The following is a 20,340-nucleotide window of genomic DNA, read 5'->3' as shown; positions in this document are numbered from 1 at the left end:
ATGGCGAGGAACCAGCGCGAAGTTCAAAAGGAGCATCGCCAAGAAGGTCCATGGAGCAGGTCATGAACCGCTCATCGTTGGACACGGTCGCTCCATGGGCCGCAAGGTCGACAAGGTCAAAGGCGAGGGGCAGGGCATGGCACGGTCGGCTGATTGAAAGAGTGGGCCGCGCGGCGCCGGGTGGGAAGCCGAGAAAATAACCTTCCGCCCCAAGGCTCTGCGGTGGGGTCTTGGCTACACTTCCACGATCGCTCGACGCTCGGCCTTGCCCACGTTGCGGCTGGGTCCCTCGTTGCGCTCGACGCTCGCCGGGATCACGCACCCGCCGACCTTGATCTGCTCGATAAGATGAGCCGTGCGCTGGGCCGCTTGGCGGAACTCAGCCGAAGTCTTGCCGCACTTCCTCAACACATTCTGTTCGTCGAGCATCGCGTCTCCCAGCTGTTCAACAGCTGCCAGGAAGCGTCGAAACTGCGGCATGGTCGGACCTCTTCACCAAACGCTTGTGTGTGGATGTTTGCGAGTTGATCGGCCGCCTGAAACGTGGCCAACACCTTCAGCATACGCATCCACAACCATAAGGCGAATTTGAGTAGAGCAATCGGCACGGTGTTGCAGGTCAGGGGCAATACGTATCGAGGCGACGCCGACAAGGGCCGAAGCGCTTGCGCCTGCTGGGAGATGCCCGGGGGTGCCGCGCATCTCAGGGGAGCCGCTAGTGCTCCCGTCGCGCTCTTGGAAGTCCTCGTCGCTATGGATGTCACTGCTAGATGGGCCACAGGCTCAGGTACCGGCTGTTCTGGAGCCTAGTCCGCGTCAGATGTTGGCGCCTTGAGACGACAAAGCTCCGCCACAGGAGGCGGGCTTCTTGCGGCGCCGGGGGCCATGACGTTGATCCCGAACCCGGCCTTGGTCGACTGAGGCCTTCCAGTCCCAGCGTCTAGCTGCATGAGTTCGGGTCTGTCCGTGATCCTGTCCGACTGGCTATCACGCCACGCGGAAACGGCCCCGGCTCTTGCGAACCGGGGCCGTTCCTATTCTCTCACGCTGCTCAAGAAAGCGGATGTGTTCAGGCCGCGACCTTGCGGCGGACGGCAGCAAGGCCGAGCAGGCCGAGGCCGAGGAAGGCGAGGCCGGCCGGGGCCGGAACGGCGACCTGCGAGGCGCTCGCGTTGCCGCTGACGCTCGCCGTGAAGTGGCAGATCGTCGTGCCGCAGATGTCGAGCGCCTGCGAAAGCGCCGTGAAGGTGAAGCCGATCGCCGACGGATCCTGCAGGTTGGCGGCAGGGATCTGGTCGGAGGTCAGGTTCACAATGCCTGACGGCTCCGTGGCAAGCAGGCTGGCCTGGAAGCCACCTTGCGGTCCGGACACGCGCGAACCCGCCAGCGCGATGTCCGAGAAGCTGCCCGACAGGTAGTTGATGCCCGTGCCGCCCATGCCGGAGGTGATGGTGAAGGTGCCGGCGAAGGCCTGACGGACATCGTCCCCGCCCACAAGCGTCGCGGCGCCCGTGCTGGTCGCGTTCAGGTTCAGGAAGGCCGAGAAAGGCGTCGCGACGCCATTCGCATAACCCGACACGGTCACTGCCACGTTGGTCCCCATCAGCTCCGTCGTGGCGCCGCCAATGGAATTGGCCGTGATCAACTTTTCGGTCGTGTCCTGCGCCCAGGTGATGATGGTGATCGGCGCCGCCTGGGCGATCGCGCTCAGACCGACAAAGGCGGCGGTCGTCGCCATGAGTGCCAGCTTCTTCATCGAGATGCTCCTCAAACCAGTGTGCCGTTGCTGTTTCCGAACCCTGCCGGAGCTGTGCCCCTTGAGGTCGCAACGCGCTTCCGACCCGTCATTCCCGATGAAGCAAGCGCCGTGCCATGTTGCCAAATCTATGTGGAAGCATGGTTTTTCCGTGCCCAGGACCGTGGGCGCCGCGAGGTTGTAAAAAGGATCGACACAGATCGACAGCCTTGGGGGGCTCCGCCCGCGCTGGCCGGCGCCATCATCGGCGTGCACCCCACCGCTCGGCCGTTCTGCCGGCTCCATCCTCCTGGCGGTGCTGGTGGTTGTACCCCTGTGGGAGTGGGCCTGCGGCAATAAGGGCCGAGGAGCCAAGGCAGGCGGGGTGACGACGGCCGTCTCCGAACTCGACAGGGTGCGGACCGAGGGCCTAGAGGAGGCGCGACCATGGACACCGCTCTCCTCCTACTCGGCGGCCTCGCCCTGCTCGCGCTCGGGGGCGAGTTCCTGGTTCGCGGCGCTGTCCGGGTGGCCGAACGCATTGGCGTCTCGCCTCTGCTGATCGGGCTGACGCTGGTCGGCTTCGGCACCTCGACGCCCGAACTCGTCACCAGCGTTCAGGCCGCTCTTGCCGGCTCGCCCGGCATCGCCGTCGGCAATGTCGTCGGCAGCAACATCGCCAACGTCCTGCTGATCCTCGGCATCGCCGCGCTGCTGTCGCCCATCCGGGTGAGCAGCGGCGCGCTCGGCCGCGACGGCGTGCTTGGCGCCGCGGCCGCGCTAGCCGTCGTCGTCATCGGCTTCACCCTACCGCTCGGCCGCACGGTCGGCGCCCTTCTCCTGGCGGCGCTTGTGGCGTACCTCGTCCACGCCTGGCGGACGGAGCGGGCCGGCACCGACGGCCACAGCGCCGCCTACGAAAAGGCGGAGGCCTTCGAGGGCACTCACCCGACGCTGCATGCGCCCGCCGCCGGTGCGGCCCCGCTGCTCGTGTCGCTCGGCATGGCACTGGGCGGGTTGGTTCTGGTGGTCGTCGGCGGACGGCTGATGGTGGACGGCGCCGTCGCGCTCGCGCAGAGCCTCGGCATCTCCGAGACCGTGATCGGGCTGACGATCGTGGCGGTCGGCACCTCGATGCCGGAACTCGTCACCTCGCTGGTCGCGGCGGTGCGCCGGCAATCCGACGTGGCGCTCGGCAATGTGCTCGGCTCCAACATCTACAACGTGCTCGGCATACTTGGCGTGACGGCGGTGATCTCGCCGACGGTGGTGCCGCCGGAGATTGCCCGCTTCGACAGCCCCGTGATGCTGACGGTTTCGCTTGCGCTGCTGGTCTTCGCCTGGACCGGGCTGCGCATCGGCCGGCGCGAGGGCGGCGTGCTGATTGCCGCGTACGTCGCCTATGTCTGGTGGATCTGGCCGGCCTGACCGCGAAGCGTGGGCGGCGGGACAGTGTCGCCGCGAGACGCGGGTGGCCACCTCCTCGACCGTGTGTCGCCGTCCGCACGCCGGCTAGCTGTCTGTGCTGGGCGAGCCGGGGCATTCGGCGCTGGCCGTGCTCGGCTACCGCTGCGGCCCACCGGCGGTCACGCGTCGATGAACGGCGCTACACTAGACCGGATCAAGGGCGTGCCAGGTGTGCGAGGCGCGCCCACGGGGCAGTGCGGGAGATGCGCATGATCAGTTGGAGGAGGGGCCCGCCTGCCTCACGGCCGAGCCCCAGCGCGCGTCCTCGGCGCGCATGATCTCCGCCAACTCGGTCGCGGAAGAGCCAACCGGCTCGGCCCCGAGCGCGCGCAGCCGCGCGGCCGCGGCCGCGTCCCGTGCCGCCTCCACCGCCGCCCGCTCCAGCCGTGCCGCGAGCGCCTCCGGCAAGCGTTGCGGGCCGAGCAACGCCCAGGCGTCCACTGCCTCGAAGCCAGGCAGGGTCTCGGCCACGGTCGGCACCCCGGGGAGAAACGCAACCGGGCGCGGCGCAGCCACCGCGAGCACGCGCACCCGCCCCTCGCGCACCGCAGAGAGGACCGGCGGCGGCACGCTGACATACGTCCGAATTGTGCCCGTCCTCAGGTCGTCCGGGGCCTTGGATGGGTCGGGGTAGGGAACGTGACGGCACGCCACCCTCAGGCTTCGTACCAGCAGAACTGCCACCAACGAGTGGCCGACACCCGAATTGGAGCCGCAGCTCGCATCGGGCTCGGTCCGCAATGCCTCCGCCATCTCGCGCAAGTTGCGCGCCGGATGCTCTGGGGCGACGAGGACCAGCATTGGGGCGGAGGCAAACAGGCTGAGCGGCGTGAAGTCGGCCTGCGGGTCGAAGGGCAGCGTCCGGGTGTGGCGGGCGATGGCCAGCGCAAGGGGAGCGATCACGCCGAGGGTGGTCCCGTCCGGCACCGCCCGGGCCACCGCTTCCGCGGCCACCATGCCGCCGCCGCCGACGCGGTTCTCCACTGTCACGGGCCGACCGAGGCGACCTTGGAGCCCATCCGCTAGCACGCGCGCGGCGAGGTCCGAGGCGTTGCCGGGCGGGAAGCCAACCAGCAGACGGACGGGATCAACGGTAGGCTGCTGCGCCTGTGCCGGTTCGGCCAACAAAGTCAGGCCCGTCACAACGGCGGTCAATGCGAGGTGCATCCGTCGCATGCCAATGCCTCCCTGCTGCACCTTCATGCGTTGGTGCAGACCGTGATTCAAGCACACCTAATTCTGCGCCGCCGAGGAAAATCGGGTCAATCACTGCCGCGTGAGGCGGAAGACGTCGGCGCCCCGTCTAATTGCGGGCGCAGCGAAGCTCTAACAGGCCTGTGCAGTGACGCAGCGTAAGCCCCCCTGCCATGGGATTGGGGAGGGACCCGGGCGACATCAACTATCGGGCGTGGCTACCGGGCACGGATCCATGTCTCCGAGAAGGCGAGCATGGCCGTTGTGATGCGATGCCCAACAATCTCGCGTGGTGTGGGCGCACCAGGCAGGCGTGTCCCGTTCACAGTTACGGTCGCGGTGTCGCAGCCCACGAAGAGGCTTGGCATGTGGTGCCGGCTGGTGGCGGACTGCTCGGGTGGAAGGGCGAAGCAGAACGGAGTGCGAAGGCCGGACCACTCCAGTGCGATCGTCATGCCCGAGGCTTGCACCGTCTCACTGTAGTGGGTGATGGCATCACCGCCCGATGCCACGCTGTCGAGAGGGCGGTATTCAAGCCCTCGCAGTCCCGGCAATCCTCGCCACGCACCGAAATGGGCCACGTAATCAGACACGAGCCAGCGGGCGAGCGGCTCGTTGTCGGTCAGGCACACATTTGGGCGGTCTGATTTCGGCTTTTCGTCTTGTGGTGACAACAAGAGAACGAGTGCATGACCGCGCCCATGTGGCGAAAGCACCACGCGGAAGAACGAGGCGAGGGTCGTGAACGGACCATCGGGCGACTCCTTCAGCGAGATGCCTGGGTTTTCCCCCGACCACTCGACGGTACCTGGAAATACGAGCGCCTCGGCCATTCTCTGATCCTCCCCAATTCACGATTTCCCCGAGGGTGCGCTACTGCGCTGGCCAGATCAATGAGCCCAACAAGGGCTGGATTTGGGTGCGGATCAGTGCGTTGCCGGCGCTTGGTCGAACGACCTCCCACCCGGCGTGGGGGCGTTCGACGACAGGCATGCCCTTGCTGCATCCGGCCTGACACTGCCCTGAGGCACCTGACGCTCCAGAAATTTGCTGCCGAAGCAGCCCGGAAGGGCTGTCGATGAAGCCCGAAAGCTCTCTTTTGGGCGGACCAGATGCGGGTCCACGGTCAATGGCCACTAGCCCTGGGTCAAGGAGGAGGATGTCGCCTCAGGCTCTCGCCTAACACCGAATTCACGCCTCCCGCCGTCAACCACGATTACCGTTCCCGTGCGGTCACGCCGGAGTGCAGGGCCGGGCAGGAGGCGCTGACTTGTTCGAAACGAAGATCCTCCCCCAGGCGGCGGACCCCGAGGCAGAACTGGTCGATGTTGTCATTGTCGGCGCGGGCATGTCGGGCATTGGCGCGGTCTGGCACTTGGCCCAGCGCCTTCCAGGGCTGCGCTTTGTCGTGCTCGAGGCGCTTGAGAGCTTTGGCGGCACATGGCGGGTCCACCGTTATCCTGGCATCCGCTCCGACAGCGACCTTTATACCTACGGATACAGTTTCAAGCCTTGGACGGGAGCGCCGCTGGCGACCGCCGAGGAAATCTTGGGCTACATGCAAGAGGTGATCGAGGAGAACGACCTCGGCCGTTTCATCCGCTATCACCACCGAATCACGGGCGCCCACTGGGACAGTGCGTCGGCCCGCTGGACGATTGAGGGATGTCACACCGACACTGGCACTTCGTTCCAGATTCAGACGGGCTTCCTTTGGATGTGCCAGGGCTACTACCGCCATGCCGAGGGCCATATGCCGGACTGGCCCGGCATGGAGCATTTCGGAGGACGCATCATTCACGCGCAGACATGGCCCGACGAGCTGGACCTCACCGGCCAGCGTGTCGTCGTCATTGGGGCTGGCGCAACGGCAGCGACGCTGGTCCCCGCAATCGCGGGGCGTTGCGCTCATGTGACGCTGCTGCAGCGCTCCCCGATCTACTACCGCAGCGGCCGTTTTGCGCTGCCAATGGCCGAGGAGTTACGTGAGCTGCGCGTGCCGGAGGAATGGATCCATGAGATCGTCCGCCGCAAGATCCAATACGAACAGGCGAAGTTCGCACGGCGTAGCTTCACGGAGCCGGAGGCGGTGAAGGCGGAACTGCTGGCGCAGGCGCGCGAGCATCTCGGCCCCGATCATCCGCTCGACCCCCACTTCACCCCCAGTCACCGGCCCTGGCAGCAACGCATCGCCTTTATTCCCGACGGAGATTTGTTCCGCTGCGTCCGGGAGGGCACAGCCTCGGTCGTCACCGACACGGTGGAGTGCTTCACCGAGTGTGGCATCCGCCTTTCTTCTGGCCAGGAGTTGCAGGCCGACATCGTGGTTGCGGCGACAGGCTTCCACCTCAGCGTCCTCGGCGACATTCCCTTTGAGGTGGATGGGCAGAAGCTGGACTTGGCACAGACCGTGACTTATCGCGGCATGATGTTCACCGGCGTGCCGAACCTCGCCTGGGTGTTCGGCTACTTCCGTGCCGCCTGGACTTTGCGGGTGGATCTCGTGGCGGATTTCGTCTGCCGGCTGCTGGAGCACATGCGGCAGACCGGTGCGCGGCAGGTGGAGGTTGCGCTGCGGCCGGAGGATGCAGAGATGCCGCTGCATTCCTGGACCGACCCAGAGGACTTCAACCCAGGTTACCTGATGCGCGGACTGCACTTGCTGCCGAAGCGCGGTGCTAAGCCAGAATGGGGGCACAGCCAGGACCACTGGGAAGACGGAAAGACCTTTCCTGCCATCGCGCTGACGGATCCGGTCTTTGTCTATCGCTGAGACGTCCGTGCAGTCGGACGCTGACGGATCCTTGCTCCTGCGCTTCTGGGTGCCATCAGCACGTGGTCCGGCTCTTTCTCGCGGACCGAACAAGCGGGCAGCAGATCAGTGAACCGATGCGCTTACACCGGCATCGCAAGGCTGCTCTGGTTTGCAGAATTCGTACCCCGCGAAGGCTTCGCGCTGCCAACGCAGGATAGCCTCGCGCACGATGCCGTCGGGCAGATGCAAAACCGCTTTGGATGGAGCCGTTTCGGGGGAAAGCAGATGAATGCCGGCCCCGTTGCTTGAAATGTTCAGCACGACGCATCGCTGGCAATAAGGAAAGCCGACGACATTCTTGTCAATTCACTTAGGGCTCTGAATCGAAAAGCATGGCGCAAAGGGAAGAAGGATGCGCCAAGCCGATTCGGCAGATGTGCAACTCATGCGGGCGGATAGTGCTTGAGCTTCAATCTTTGTTTGCGCCATTCTTCGGCGGGACCCGCATGCGACAGGGAAGGTGATGAGCATCAAGATCGCAGAATACCTCACTCTTCATGCAAAACTCATTGCGTGTCTCCACGACGAGGCCCGGGTCGCGGCCCGATACGGAACCGACAATCTCCAGTTCACAGGCGCGGCTGCAAAGAGTTCCGAACTTTGGCTCCGAATACGAGCCCTCAGTTCGCCGCCGGGGGCGACCGCCAGGGCGCCGCCCTCGCCGGGCGGCGACGGTTTGGTCTGCCCCCGGAAATTTGGACCGGCATTATGAGAGGAGCCCGGCGCGTGACCGTCCACCTCGATAGCGAACTTATGTTTCTGGGGATGACGGAACGGGCTGCGCAATGGGATGCGCGCGGGTGGCGAACCCGCCAGGGAAAGCCCGTCGCCAGCACCGATCTGTGGATGCATCCCCTCGATGCCGCCAAGCCGCATGTTATCGAGTGGCGCAAGGTGAAGGGCCATAGCGATGACGCCATGAAGGCCAAGGCCGACGAGGTGGCGAACCGGGCGAGGGAAAAGGCCGCATCGGCCTTCTATGGCGCCCCCGCCCTCACTAAGGGTAGTTAGCCCTCGTGTTTTTCTTGCTGGGAGCCGTGGTCAGGAAACGGAGGCCCGCAGAAAGACCAGCGCCGCGAAGAAGCCAAGAGCGGTTCGCACCGCGTGGAGCAAGCCCCAATGCTCGATCGTGAGCCGAGCCTCGGGTCCCGCCATTTCACGCTCGATCCCCATGAGCTTGTTGTTGGTCGGCATGATGGCGAAGAGGGGGAAGGGCCCGTTGGCGAGCATCAACAGTCCACCCGCGGCCCTTCCGGCATGGCCTGCCTGCCACCACGCTGCGAGCCCGAGCAGGAAGCCAGTGACAGCGAGTGGGGCCTGCATGGCCGCGCCGTGCTTGTAAGCGGGTTTTCACTCGGTCAGCAGCGATGGGTTGTCTAGCCGCAATCGGGCGGGCTGCTCAACGAGGTTAATGTACAGCGCAGCACCTGCGAATAGCGCGGCTGTGAGCAGTGCGAGTCGGCCAACGAACATGGTTGTGCTCCTTCGCTTTGGGTCTTTCTAGACCTTACCGGCCCCTTCGCTCACCGACTTGATCCGCTCCCAAAGGACGGTCCGCTCCTTCATGAGCGTCTTCTAAATCGGCTCTGGCGTCATAGTGGATGTATGACGGTTTTTTAGCTCCTGATTTGATGCGCTAGACCCACCGATCTCGTTGCATACATTTTTGTTGTCCTTCCTCGCTCCTACGAGCAAAGTCTCACACAGCGTCCCTTGAATGGGAGAAAAGAGTGATGCGAGAGCGCCTTCACCCAGCAGCGTTTTTGCCGCTCCCCATGCTTTTGTTGTTGGCGGGCTGCCAGCAGGATGTGGCCAGCCCCCGGCCCGCGACCAGCACTGTCCAGCCTGTCACTGCCGCGGCGGCAGGAGCGGGAGCCAGGAACGACGGGACGTATCGTGGAGTTTTTCGGCTCACCCTCGACAACGGTCAGTGCGGGGACCAGACGATCCGACGGACGATGACCGTCTCAAATGGGCGTGCCAGCGTGCTCTACAACACCAACCTAGGCTATACGGCTACAGGAACCGTGGAGCCTGATGGGCGGTTCGAACTCGTCGGCACAGTTGTGCCCGTCCGTATACGGGGGCGCATTGAGGGCGACCGGGTTACTGGTACCTTTGAAAGTAGGACCTGCGGCTACGAGATCGACCTGACCAGGGGCAGTTGAGGGCAGGTATCTTGTTGGGCAAATCATGATGCAAGCGCGCAGCGATGATCACTCGCCCTAGCGCCTAGCGGACATGCCCGACGCCACAGGCCGGAGCTATGCCCCATAGGCACGCGGATATCGAGTTAAGGCGCCAACATGCCTTGGCCACACGGGGTAGAATGAGTGGCCGGAAGGTAAAGCAGGACTACACCTAGATATCCCCCACTATGAGGGAACCGAACTAGCCAACTCTGTCCCTCGCCATCCCGGAAAGCGTTCAGGGGGTCTCTATAGTAGGCCTCATGGTGTCCCTGAACGGGCCCCTTGCCCTTTCCTCCCACTCTCCATTCCCCCAAATGCCTATTGAAGGTTCAGTCCGCCTTACCTTGCGTAACGACGCCCCCTACGCTGCTTCGAGAAGCCTCGCCTCGCGGAAAGCGCTTTCGAGGACGGCGGCCGGGAGGGTCAGTTCGCTCTCATCAAGCGGCCAGAACTCGGGCGAGGCGAGATGGCGCAGCAGTGCCAGGAGAGGCGGAAAGGCAGCGCTGCGGCTCACGATCAGAACGAGCGCGGGGTCGGCGTCCGTGAAGCGAATAAGGCGCCCATCAATCGTCACCTCGACCGTGTTCCCGCAGGCCACGATCACAAGCATAGGCGCATAAGAGGAACCGTCCTGCACGGGTTAGCTTCCGAATGGGCGGCAGGCAGCGACCCTCGTCGTGAGGACCATAGGCCAACCAGCTTTTCGAGCTTCCCCCTAGCTGAACAAAGACCGTTGGATCTACAACAAATATATGCGGAGTACTGCTTATCCATGAACGCGACCGCTATGCCGCGTCAAGAAGCTGCGCCTCGCAGAACACACCCTCAAGAACGGTGGCCGGAAGGGCGAGTTCGTCTTTGTTAAGAGGCCAGGCGCCGGAGAAGGTCAGGTCGCGAAGGTAGTCCCGGATGGGCGAGAAAGCAGCGCCACGTTTCACGGTTTTCATGACCGTGGGGCTCGCGTTCAGAAACCGGACAAGGCGGCCCTCCATCGTCACTTCGACGGAGTTTTCGCAGGTCACGATGACAAGGTTAGGCGCATACGAGGAGCGGTAAGGCACAGGTCAGGGGTCCCGAGGGGGCCGCGAGGTGGCGGCTCCTCACCCCGAGTGCCATGGACCAAGCGTGCCCGATCCGCCTTACCCTTTTTTGGAAGAGAGACTGAAGATCCGCAACATACCGAGGCGGTGGGTCTCGCCTCTCTGGCAAACGAGATCGCCACGTTTCGATGGCGAGAATGCGAGAGGGCACTCCCGCAGTCCGGTGGCAGCGATGACCCTCCGTGGGTGGCGACCCCGGCCCCCTTCGGTCGTGTGAAGGTGTCATCCGCTTTACCTTCAGGACCGTGAGCGTTGCCATGCTGCCCGCCCGTCAGCGCTGTCTACCGGGTGAACCCCGTACCGAGTATGGCTCGCAGGCGAGGCCGTCCCCGTCCGCGTCCAGGGGTGGTCGATAGCCGGGGCTGCCAACGGGAATGTTGTAGTAGCCTGCCTCGTGAGCCGCCGCGCAGTTTGGGAAGTAGAGCCCCCACACAGCGGAGGTGAAGTAGGCTGCGGTAGCAGGCGGATGATGAATGGCTTTGGGAGCGAAGACCGCCACGCCGAAGACCACAGTTAGGAAGAGCGGCAGCGGCATCCACTTCCGCGCGCAACGGAACGTTCGCTTCCGGTCCAGGCTGCGCTGGTGTTGGGCGGCGATCCGGGCGCGGCGCTGCCTTTCGCGCTCTAGGTCGGTAATAGTTCCCATAGAAGGATAGTATCAGGCGGAGGCGGCGGATGAACACTCCGTTGGCTTGCGTGGTCTCTATCGCCGTTCGCCCCCCCTGAGGACGTCATTGCCTTCACCCCGGCGGGTCGCAACGAGAAAGGCTCAGGCCGCCGCTTCACCCGCAAGGATGCGATAAACGCTGGCTCGGCCGATCCCCAGGTGGGACGCAATCTCTGTGGGCCTCACACCTTCTACCTTCAGTTTGTGGACCTCCTCGGCCTTGCGCTGCGCGGTTGGGACGCAGCCATGATACTTTCCCTCCGGCTTCGCCTTGGCGATACCCTCGCGCTGCCGTTCGAGCATCAGGTCCCGCTCGAACTCCGCCACGGCCCCGAGCATCGTGAGCATCAACTTCCCGGTGCGATTTCACGTGTCCAGAACGGTCCCGCCCATGGAAAGCACCTGAAGCGCTACACCCTTGCCGCGCAGCTTAGCGACGATGGCGAGAAGGTCTGCCACGGCAGCGTGCGAGGCGATCTGGCTTCGTGACCACCAGTGTGTCCCCGTCGCGGGCGAAGTCCAGTGCGGCTGCAAGCTGCTCTCGTTTGGCCACGGAAGACACACGTTCCGCGAAGGTGCGTTCGCACCCTGCCGCCTCCAGGTCCCGCTCCTAGAGGCTGTTACGCACTGGTGGACTTCGCCCTGACGCGCGATGCGGCTCGCCTGTCAGGCTACGTCGCAAGCGGTTGTGCGTGGCGGTGGTCCGCATCCGGTGGCCTTGAGGTGACCAAGCCCGATGGCCTGCCGTGGTGCCTGCCGCCGGAGATGGTCGCGCGGCTGCGCGCTGAACGGCTGCTGCCCGAGGCGGTGACGGAGGCCCAGCCATGAGCGCCGCCCTGATCCCGGCCAAGGTGACGAAGCTGCTGCCCCTGTTGAGCAGCGACAAGCCCGGCGAAGTAGCGGCCACGGTCGCCGCGATCGGCCGCACCCTGACGGCCGCGGGGCTGGATTGGCATGCGCTGGCGCTGGTGGTGGAGCGTCACGCCGCTCTGCCGACGCGTCCTGGTGCAACACCAGCCGCGGCCTTCTCCTTTGCCAACCTGCCTCCTCGCGGCGCACGCAAGGCGCTGGCGCTGCTGGCGTCGCGTCCTGGCCTGACGCGACAGCAGGTGACAGCCATCGAAGCCATCAAGGCGCGGCTGCTAGGTGCCAAAGTTCATGTCCGCATCAACCACACCGACGCCGCCTGGCTGGATGCCCTGTGGCAGCGCGCTTTCGGAGAAAGGACGCCATGAGCCCTGCACAGGAGCATCCTGGAGGCAGCGAGGAAGATCTGCCACAACCACGCGCGCGCAAGCGCGGGCGCGCGAAGGCCGAGGATGGTCCGATTGTGGTGGGCGTGCGGCCGGGGCCCGAGGGCCGCCGGACGCCCCTCGTGCTAGTGGATGTGCGCCTCGGACCGGCGGTCGTGACCTTCGGCTTTGCCTGGCTGCGACGTGACCGCTGGGAGGTGCGGTGTCCGGTGGACGACCGAGGGACCGCAGCGGTGCGCCTGCCGTCGCGGCTGCTGGCGCGTGTGGTAGAGATGGTGCGCGAAGCGGCGGAGCATCGTCCGAGGTAACTATCCTGCCGAAACGAAGTGCGCTCCGGCCCTTTGGGAGCAAGGCCGGAGCGCGGACGCCTGAACTATGGGGTAGTGCGTTCAGGCGACCTTTCGGCGCACGGCGGCGAGGCCGAGCAGACCAAGGCCGAGGAAGGCTAGACCGGCCGGGGCTGGCACGGCGACCTGCGAGGCGCTGGCATTGCCGCTGACGCTGGCCGTGAAGCCGCAGATCGTCGAGCCACAGATGCCGAGGGCGGAAGAAAGCGCCGTGAAAGTGAAGCCGATCGCCGACGGATCCTGCAGCTTGGAGGCAGCGATCGCATCGGAGGTCAGGTTCACCGTGCCCGGCGGATCCGAGGCAATCAGGCTGGCCTGGAAACCACCCGCCGGCCCACCGATGCGCGACCCCTGGAGCGCGATGTCGGAGAAGCTGCCAGACAGATAGTTGGTGCCCGAGCCGCCCGTGCCGGAGGTGATGGTGAAGGTGCCGGCGAAGGCCTGGCGGACATCGTCGCCGCCCACGATCGTCGCGGCGCCGGTGCTGGTCGCGGTCAGGTTCAGGTAGGCAGAGAAAGGCGTCGCAACGCCGTTTGCATAGCCGCCCACCGTGATCGCGACATCGCTTCCGACGAGGGTCGTCTGCGTGTCGCCGCCGTTGGCAGTGGCCGTGATCAGCTTTTCGGTCGTGTCCTGCGCCCAGGTGATGATGGTGATTGGCGCCGCCTGAGCGATCGCGCTCAAACCAACAAAGGCGGCCGTCGTCGCCATGAGAGCTAGCTTTTTCATCTTGGTTCTCCTCGGATCAAGTTGGTTCGTGCTTTCGCACTTTGCTGGGTGGGAGACCCACCTCTTGAGGATGAGCGACGGGCTTTCGACCCGTCGCTCCCAAGTGGAGACAGTCAGGCGGCCTTGCGGCGGACCATGCCGAGGCCGAGCAGACCGAGGCCCATCAGAGCGAGGCCAGCCGGCGCAGGCACGGGCGTGATGGTGGCCGGACCCAGCCGAACCTGGTCCAGCTCACTGATGAGCGAGATGCCCACGGTCGAGACCAGGGTGAAGCTCACAGCCACCTGACCGTCCAGGGAGCCGAGCGTGAACCGGTTCTGACCGCTTCCATCCAGCTCAATGTTGTTGAAGTTGAAAATATTGCCGAACTGGTCGACGGCCGTGAAGTTGGCAAAGCCGTCGGCTGTGGCATCCAGGTTGAACTGGAGCTTGTCGAAGCCCAGCGTCGGGTCGGCAAGGGCGATGGAGATGGTATTGAACGTGCCATCCTGCGCCTGGATGGAGGCCTGGCCGCCGCCGCTGATGTTCAGCATCTCGTTGCTGGTGAAGTTCACCAGGGTGGTGTGGGAAGTATTGAGGCAGCCCTGCACCGTCATTCCGCTTGAGGCCGTTCCGCAGGCATTGAAGATGACGTTGTCCACGTCACCGGAACCGCCGACATTTCCGGGTTGCAGGGTCAGGGTCGCGCTGGCCGGAGTGGCGAAAGCCAATCCGCAAGCGAATGCGAATGCGCCGAGAAGCGAATGCTTGTTCATGGTAGCTCTCCCTCGTTGGCCGAACGAGCGTTCGGCAACAAAGGAATTGCAAGCGCCGTGCCACTATATTTTTGTGGTCACTTACAATAGGATACTAGTCTAATTTTCTATATGTATAACACTCTGTCAAATGGACCGACAAAGAAATCTGACGGAAATGTAACTTTTTCGGTGCATCGCTCACAGGGCCGAGGCGGGAGAAATCGATCCGATCCGCACCGAGAGTTGGCGTCGAGGAGCATGACAGCGCCTGTTTGCTCAGTGACCTCTTGGCGCCCGTGACAGCTACAGGCAGCGAACCCTCTGTCCCTGCAAGCTCAGCGACATGCTGGTGCTGATGCTGATCGAGCGCGGTGTGTCACGAAACTGCTCTGTGGGCGAGGTTGCCGCGCGGCTGCCATACGAGAAGTGCGGCGGGTAATCCCGCGAGGTGCATCTCGTGCACTACCCGGCCGGGCCGCCAGCCTACCCGGTGCGCGAAGGACAGCCGGACCAAGTGCCGTTGGTGCCCTGACGAGACCCATCACACGCCCGAGGCCTCGGTCCAGCGGCCGGCGAAGAGCCGCTTGGAGGTGATGTCGTCCTCGATGTCACGCAATTCCTTCGCGGGCACGCCGCCCAGCAGTCGGTAGGGTGTCGAGAAGCTGCGTGTCACGACGCTTCCCAGCGAAACGACGGTGTTGTCCGCAATCGCCGCGCCCGGGGCGAAGCGGCAGGCAGAGCCGATGAAGCAGTCCGCGCCGATATGGACCGTGGAGCGCGGGGTGCTGGCGCCATGCGTCCAGAACTGGCTGCCGCGACCGGCGATCCAGCACCGGTCGCCGATCAGGATCTCGCCATTCGCGTCAAAGAAATGCCCCGGTGAGATGCGGCAGCCATCGCCGACCACCATGCGCTGCTGATACCGCGCACCGTGGTCGGAGGGGGCGGCCGCGCCCGTCCATATTCCGCAGCGGATCTGGTTGGATGAAGCGATGGAGGAGCGCGCGCCCACCGTGAGGGAAAGGGGCCCGGAGAAGAGGTTGAAGCGCTCCAGATGCGCGCCGGGGCCAAGGACCAGCCGAGCCACGCTGATGAAGCTCAGCGCATCCACGCGCGCCGTTGGGTGGATCTCGTAGCCCAGCGCCCACCGGTAGTCTGCCTCAGCCAAATCAAGCGGTTCTGTTAGGCGCTTTAAGATCTGCATGCTCTCTCGTGGCCCCGCGATCGCCCTGGGGAGCGAGCCCCCGATGGGCCACATGGCCGGGGAGCCCGACGTCGATCAGGGCGTTGAGACTTGAGCCGAAGGCACGCCCTGTGGAGGCCGGCCCCAGTGACGGTTCAGGAAGCGGCGGCATGGCTGCTCGACAACGTAGAAGCTCAGCAGCCCACAGGTGACCGCGCAGGCTAGAAGAAGAAGCCGCGCCTCACCCGTGCGAGGCAGGTCTTCCTTTAGGACATAGAAGCCCTGTTGCCACACATACAGCGAGAATGACCACAACCCGAAGTGAACAAGGATGGGTTGCTCCAGGAGCTTCAGCAGCCGCGGGTTGGCACGATCAATTGTCCCGACAGCGAGCGCCAGGCACGTCGTCCCGAGGCTGTACTTGAGCCAGTCGGGAACCGCGTGGACGTTGAACGCCACGCCGAGCGCAGCAAGGAAAAGCGGCGCATAACTCTGCCAGCCAGCCAGAACATGGTTATCTTCGCGAACCTGGAGATAGACTGCACCAGCCATCAGGATAGAGGCGATGCGCACATCGGTTCGCCAATAGACCTGGTAGTAGCTCAACCCGCCCAGCAGGGTCTGTGCCGTTCCGTTCAGGATGGCTGCGAGGGCGAGTGCGCCTAGCAGGAGGGGGATATTCAGCACCCACCGCCGAGCCGCCATGGCCAGCACTGCCAACAAAACGTAGCTGTGCTCCTCGACCGAAAGTGACCAGACGTGGTCGAAAACCGTCGCGACGTCGGCAACAAGATTGACGTAGTTCACACTGAAGCTGAGCGTGGCGGCGATGCCTAAAGCGTCAACGCGCCAGGGTACAATCCCCCAAGGATTGATGCTCACGACCGCCACGAATGTAGCCAGTGCAGGCCAAACGCGCGCAATCCGACGACGGAAAAATGGACCGAGCGCCTGCTTCTGGACAAACAGCATTTCGACCATCAGCCGGCCGCTCAGAACAAAGAACAGCTCTACGCCAACGCGCCCCATATTGATCCAAGGCAGCGGCGTGAAGTGCCCAAAGAGAACGATCAGAATGGAGACGCCGCGCCAGCCATCGAGGCAGCGGAGGCGAGACGCATCATTCCATCGACGAACTGCCACCGAACTGGTCACCTGCGCGCCTCTCCCGCATCTAAATTTTGATGCCTTTCGTAAATATGACTTCATCGGTATATGGAATGTCAACTAAGCGCGGGGCAAGAAATGAAATTTCTGTCTGCAGTCATTGCCGCCATCCTGCTTGGCGCCAATGGCGCCTCCGCAACCGGACTTGCCTGTGGAGCCCTGCTTGCTGGGCCACCTTCTGCCGCGATACAGCCGCGCGAACGTGTGGCCGACAATGCGTACCGACACCGCGGAGAGATGCTGCAGCGTTTGGCGAGAGATCAAGTGTCCGACTTGGTCTTCATCGGCGACTCAATCACCATGCGCTGGCACAGACCGACATGGGCATCGCTGTTCGAAGCTTATCGTCCCCTCAATTTGGGAATGAGCGGCGACCAGACCGAGAATGTGCTCTGGCGACTGCAGAACGGCCATCTGCCTAGGCTACAACCACGCCTCTATGTCTTGCTTATTGGCACGAACAACCCGCACCCCGCTCGCGAGGTCGCGGCCGGAGTGGCCATGATCGTGCAGTTTCTGCGGCAGACATCACCGAATTCGCACGTGCTGGTCCTTGGTGTTCTACCCCGGGGAGCGGACCCAAGAAACTCAGGTCGCGCCAAGAACGCGGCGGTCAATGCCCTAATCCGCACGTGCGCCGACAACGTGTATGTGCATTTCTTGGATGTGAGCGCGGATTTCGTGGAGCCCGATGGGACCATCTCCGCTGAGACGATGCCGGACGGCCTTCACTTGAGCCCTGCGTCTTACGAACGGCTCGGGCAGGCGATCTACCCCACCATTCGGCATCTTATGGCCCTTCCCCGTGCTTCGCTGCGTCAGTGACCCTGGTCCTGCAAGGGGCGAATGAACTCGACGGCACGGTCACGCGTATGCTGCGCAAGGCGTTACCGAATTGTCGCCCTGCTTTCGTTCAATGCAATCCGGATGGCTATCCCGCTCACCATGTCGCGCGACGAACGCCTCCTGCCACTTTCGAGCGGCCTGCCGAACGCAAGCCACATGTACTGCTGCTTCGGCTGCCGGAGCTGCGGCCGGACCGTGCCCATGGGCATCCGTCGCGCCACACGTCTGGCCGGCGACTTGTCCACGGAGGAGTTCTTGGCCCGGATACGCTGCACGAAATGCGGGCACCGAGGCGCGCAGATCACCGTCCATGGTGATCCGAGGTCACCTGAGGTGGTCGACCGCGATGGGCCGATGTCAGTGTGCCTGGAGGAGTAGGTCTCCGCTATGAAGCGGCATAGCTACCTATGTGCTACCTAGGCTCGTGTCGCCCTGGCCGCTTGATCCCATGAGTGCTTGAAAACAATGGTGGGCGCGACAGGGACTGAACCTGTGACCCCTACTATGTCAAGGTAGCATTCGCCCTCCAGAAAAACGAGGTATTCTGGGGCTTTACAGCTGATTCTGGCCCGCCCTGCCCGCGAATGCGCGGATACTGCACGGAAACCCATCCCGTGCCATGCTCGGATCACGGCCGACCCCCCGGCGCTGCGGAGCATCGCTAACCAACAGCAGGCCCAGATGCCATGCGATGGAACGGGAGCGAGGACGGGCAGCAAGGGCAATCGAGGGCCCATGTGTGCCGGGCGGCTTGGCTCCCAGTCGCAAGCACTCCTGCGGCATTCATCCGCGCGGACGCGACCAACCTTTCAAAACGTTGCGGGTCAATGGCGGTTTCTGCGGCCAACTCCGTAGTGCTTCGGAGTTCAGGAGGCGAGCCGGGGAACCACCTCGCCAAAGCAGTTCGAGATGCAGGAAGGCGATCCTGCGTTCATCCGCATCCGGAATGACACAAGGTGAGGAGGAAGCAAATGACGCGACAGCACACCAACAACTGCCTGAGGGAAATGGCGATCCCGCTCGCGTACCTGGGCCGGCCGCTGCTGCTCGCGGGCGCGGCGATGCTGGCCATGGGCGTGCTGACCTCGGCCTCCGCCCAGTCTTCGGGAGGCAGCCAGCCCGCCCAGACGCACGCCCAGACTGGAGGTGCTGGCGGCGCCGCGGGTTCGGGCGCGCAGATCACGGTGCAGCAGCCCGCGCCGCAGATCACCGTGCAGCAGCCGGCCCCGCAGGTCACCGTGCAGCAGCCTGCGCCGCAAGTCACGGTGCGTCAGCCCGAACCGCAGGTCACGGTGCAGCAGCCGCAGCCGCAGGTGAACGTCCAGCAGGCCCAACCCCAGGTGAACGTGCAGCAGCCGGGTCAGCCGCAGGTCACGGTGCAGCAGCCGGGTCAGCCGCAGGCTAATGCTCCGCGGCCTGGTACGCAGACCACTCCGGCCACCCAGACCACCGGCGTCGATCTGCAGAGCGTACAGAGCCTCGTGGGCAAGAACGTCTACGGGCCCAGTGGCCGCGAGGCGGGGGAGGTCCGCAACCTGCTGATCGACCGGTCGGGCCGCGTGCGAGCCGCCGTGATCGAGTGGGGCGGGTTCCTCGGGATTGGCGAGCGGCAGGCCCTGGTGCCGATCGAGCGCATCCAGCTCGGCGCCAGCCAGAGCGACCGTGCGCAGCTCAACATGACCCGCGACGAGCTGGAGGCGCTGCCCCGCTACGACAATGACCGCATCGCCGAGTATGGGCGCGAGCGCGGCTGGGGCGAAGGCCTGCGGCTGTTTCGCTGAGCCGGAGCCATCACGGACGGCAGCGCACCTTGCGCTGCCGTCACCCTCGGCATGACCAACGGAAGGAAGCAGACCATGAAGAAACAACTCCTCGCGGCGGCTCTCGGCACCGCCCTGATAGGCCCAGCCTTCGCCCAGTCTCCCGGCAGCAGTCCGTCGGGCTCGACGCAGGGCTCCGGCTCGACGCCGCAGTCCTCCAGCCAGCCTGGGCAGTCGCAGTCCAACCAGGATAACTACCGCCGAGCGACCCCACAGGGTGCGCCCGCCGTTCCCGCGAACGACGCTGAATATAGCCGCGCGATGGAGCGCCTGTTCCAGGCGGCGCAGCGTCTCCGGGAGGCCGTGCAGGCAATGGCGCAGCAGCCGGCCGGAGAAAATCGCAACCGCGCCATGGAGGTGGCCCGCCAGGCGCTGCTCGAGACGCAGTCAGCTATGGCACAGGCATCGACGCTCAATCAGTCTGGCTCGGGCAACCAGGGCAGCTCGGGCTCGTCGTCGACCTCCTCGAGCGGCGGCTCCTCGTCGGGCGGTTCTTCCGGCTCTCCGTCCAGCAGCTCCTCTTCTGGGAGAAGCAGCGGGTCCAGCTCCAGCCAGGGTGGCTCTGGCAGCAGCGGGTCCAGTTCGGGGCAGAGTGGCTCGGGCAGCAGCGGGTCTGGCTCCACCCAAGGTGGATCGAGCAGCACTGGCTCCTCCGGCTCGACCCGGTGAACTCGATGGGCGGAGGGTCTGTCCCCCCGCCCATCCTTTCGTCTACACCTTTACCTCCCTCAGCAAAGGCCGCTGCCTCTACTCCTGAGAGGGGCTTTCGACGAATTTCGAGAGCCTACCTCCGGGCCCCTCAGGTGGTGAAGGTCCTTGACGGCTTGGCGCGTTTCCACGGTTGGCCGCGGCGTTCCACTGGCGCGCCGGACGGCGCCTGCGCCAGAGCCGCTCCCCCAGTCAGGGCGAGGAATGCGGTTGTCGCAAGCCAAGGGCCGATCGGCGCGCGGCGGGTCCCATCGTGGGAGCCTGTGGGCATGGCGGTGACCTCCTTCTGGGTCTCCGCTCAACGCGAAACCAGCCGGAGGGATACGCCCCGCCGGACCGCCTTCGCCACCTGGCGCGGCGGCGAAAGGAGAAGGCGATGC

General features: G+C 64.6%; 20 protein-coding genes and 2 pseudogenes. 7 read left to right on the top strand and 15 right to left on the bottom strand.

The features are described from left to right. Positions 1–234: 234 nt before the first annotated feature. Positions 235–480: a hypothetical protein gene (locus OF850_RS22320; protein ID WP_301592527.1), complete on the bottom strand. Its 246-nt coding sequence runs from the start codon at positions 478–480 to the stop codon at positions 235–237. 589 nt (positions 481–1,069) lie between these two features. Next, entirely contained in the window at positions 1,070–1,756 is a 687-nt protein-coding gene (locus OF850_RS22315; protein ID WP_301592526.1) for a hypothetical protein, read from the bottom strand. A 426-nt stretch (positions 1,757–2,182) separates the two neighbouring features. Between OF850_RS22315 and OF850_RS22310 the strand changes: the two genes are divergently transcribed. Beyond that, positions 2,183–3,163, top strand: coding sequence for a calcium/sodium antiporter (locus OF850_RS22310; RefSeq protein WP_301592525.1), 981 nt, complete (start codon positions 2,183–2,185; stop codon positions 3,161–3,163). Between the two features lie 252 nt (positions 3,164–3,415). Here OF850_RS22310 and OF850_RS22305 read toward each other — a convergent pair whose 3' ends face one another. Both OF850_RS22305 and OF850_RS22300 read right to left on the bottom strand, forming a co-directional pair. Continuing rightward, positions 3,416–4,378 carry a Bug family tripartite tricarboxylate transporter substrate binding protein gene (locus OF850_RS22305; protein WP_301592524.1) on the bottom strand — a complete coding sequence of 321 codons (963 nt, stop codon included), beginning with the start codon at positions 4,376–4,378 and terminating at the stop codon, positions 3,416–3,418. Between the two features lie 236 nt (positions 4,379–4,614). Then, the gene (locus OF850_RS22300) at positions 4,615–5,229 is read right to left on the bottom strand and encodes a hypothetical protein (protein ID WP_301592523.1); all 615 of its coding nucleotides are present in this window, start codon (positions 5,227–5,229) and stop codon (positions 4,615–4,617) included. A 437-nt stretch (positions 5,230–5,666) separates the two neighbouring features. Here OF850_RS22300 and OF850_RS22295 point away from each other — a divergent pair, with 437 nt between their 5' ends. After that, positions 5,667–7,169, top strand: coding sequence for a flavin-containing monooxygenase (locus tag OF850_RS22295; RefSeq protein WP_301592522.1), 1,503 nt, complete (start codon positions 5,667–5,669; stop codon positions 7,167–7,169). Positions 7,170–7,274: 105 nt separating this feature from the next. Here the strand turns inward: OF850_RS22295 and OF850_RS22290 are convergent, their stop codons facing one another. After that, complete coding sequence (locus tag OF850_RS22290; RefSeq protein ID WP_301592521.1) at positions 7,275–7,472, bottom strand: hypothetical protein; 198 nt, start codon at positions 7,470–7,472, stop codon at positions 7,275–7,277. A 465-nt stretch (positions 7,473–7,937) separates the two neighbouring features. Between OF850_RS22290 and OF850_RS22285 the strand changes: the two genes are divergently transcribed. Next, positions 7,938–8,222, top strand: coding sequence for an RNase H family protein (locus OF850_RS22285; RefSeq protein WP_301592520.1), 285 nt, complete (start codon positions 7,938–7,940; stop codon positions 8,220–8,222). 30 nt (positions 8,223–8,252) lie between these two features. Here the strand turns inward: OF850_RS22285 and OF850_RS22280 are convergent. The 5 genes and pseudogenes from OF850_RS22280 to OF850_RS22265 form a co-directional block, all read right to left on the bottom strand. Further along, positions 8,253–8,543 (bottom strand): annotated as a pseudogene (locus OF850_RS22280) (DUF1772 domain-containing protein); the annotation flags it as partial. 1,221 nt (positions 8,544–9,764) lie between these two features. After that, a complete protein-coding gene (locus OF850_RS22275) occupies positions 9,765–10,040 on the bottom strand; it encodes a hypothetical protein (protein ID WP_301592519.1) in 276 nt (91 codons plus the stop codon). 148 nt (positions 10,041–10,188) lie between these two features. Beyond that, entirely contained in the window at positions 10,189–10,395 is a 207-nt protein-coding gene (locus OF850_RS22270; protein ID WP_301592518.1) for a hypothetical protein, read from the bottom strand. Between the two features lie 379 nt (positions 10,396–10,774). Beyond that, positions 10,775–11,038 (bottom strand): excalibur calcium-binding domain-containing protein, encoded by a 264-nt coding sequence (locus OF850_RS23825; RefSeq protein WP_368044722.1) that lies wholly within the window; start codon positions 11,036–11,038, stop codon positions 10,775–10,777. Positions 11,039–11,272: 234 nt separating this feature from the next. Beyond that, positions 11,273–11,777 (bottom strand): annotated as a pseudogene (locus tag OF850_RS22265) (recombinase family protein); the annotation flags it as partial. Between the two features lie 217 nt (positions 11,778–11,994). On the opposite strand from OF850_RS22265, the gene OF850_RS22260 reads away from it, so the two are divergent. Further along, a complete protein-coding gene (locus tag OF850_RS22260) occupies positions 11,995–12,405 on the top strand; it encodes a hypothetical protein (RefSeq protein WP_301592517.1) in 411 nt (136 codons plus the stop codon). Beyond that, positions 12,402–12,731 carry a hypothetical protein gene (locus OF850_RS22255; RefSeq protein WP_301592516.1) on the top strand — a complete coding sequence of 110 codons (330 nt, stop codon included), beginning with the start codon at positions 12,402–12,404 and terminating at the stop codon, positions 12,729–12,731. The genes OF850_RS22260 and OF850_RS22255 overlap by 4 nt, the downstream gene beginning before the upstream one ends. A gap of 81 nt (positions 12,732–12,812) precedes the next feature. Here the strand turns inward: OF850_RS22255 and OF850_RS22250 are convergent, their stop codons facing one another. The 4 genes from OF850_RS22250 to OF850_RS22235 all read right to left on the bottom strand — a co-directional run bounded on the left by OF850_RS22250 (position 12,813) and on the right by OF850_RS22235 (position 16,574). Continuing rightward, positions 12,813–13,481: a hypothetical protein gene (locus OF850_RS22250; RefSeq protein ID WP_301592515.1), complete on the bottom strand. Its 669-nt coding sequence runs from the start codon at positions 13,479–13,481 to the stop codon at positions 12,813–12,815. 131 nt (positions 13,482–13,612) lie between these two features. After that, positions 13,613–14,254, bottom strand: coding sequence for a PEP-CTERM sorting domain-containing protein (locus tag OF850_RS22245; protein ID WP_301592514.1), 642 nt, complete (start codon positions 14,252–14,254; stop codon positions 13,613–13,615). A gap of 523 nt (positions 14,255–14,777) precedes the next feature. Next, the gene (locus OF850_RS22240; protein WP_301592513.1) at positions 14,778–15,440 is read right to left on the bottom strand and encodes an acyltransferase; all 663 of its coding nucleotides are present in this window, start codon (positions 15,438–15,440) and stop codon (positions 14,778–14,780) included. Positions 15,441–15,515: 75 nt separating this feature from the next. Then, positions 15,516–16,574 carry an acyltransferase family protein gene (locus tag OF850_RS22235; RefSeq protein WP_301592512.1) on the bottom strand — a complete coding sequence of 353 codons (1,059 nt, stop codon included), beginning with the start codon at positions 16,572–16,574 and terminating at the stop codon, positions 15,516–15,518. A gap of 90 nt (positions 16,575–16,664) precedes the next feature. Here OF850_RS22235 and OF850_RS22230 point away from each other — a divergent pair, with 90 nt between their 5' ends. Next, positions 16,665–17,411 carry a GDSL-type esterase/lipase family protein gene (locus tag OF850_RS22230; protein ID WP_301592511.1) on the top strand — a complete coding sequence of 249 codons (747 nt, stop codon included), beginning with the start codon at positions 16,665–16,667 and terminating at the stop codon, positions 17,409–17,411. Between the two features lie 992 nt (positions 17,412–18,403). Then, positions 18,404–19,213 carry a PRC-barrel domain-containing protein gene (locus tag OF850_RS22225; RefSeq protein WP_301592510.1) on the top strand — a complete coding sequence of 270 codons (810 nt, stop codon included), beginning with the start codon at positions 18,404–18,406 and terminating at the stop codon, positions 19,211–19,213. Between the two features lie 455 nt (positions 19,214–19,668). Here the strand turns inward: OF850_RS22225 and OF850_RS22220 are convergent, their stop codons facing one another. Continuing rightward, a complete protein-coding gene (locus OF850_RS22220) occupies positions 19,669–19,896 on the bottom strand; it encodes a hypothetical protein (protein ID WP_301592509.1) in 228 nt (75 codons plus the stop codon). Positions 19,897–20,340 lie beyond the last annotated feature (444 nt).

Origin of the sequence: Sabulicella glaciei (assembly GCF_026183895.1) — a bacterium.
Lineage (GTDB): Bacteria > Pseudomonadota > Alphaproteobacteria > Acetobacterales > Acetobacteraceae > Roseococcus > Roseococcus glaciei.
This window is presented reverse-complemented; position numbering and strand designations above follow the sequence as displayed.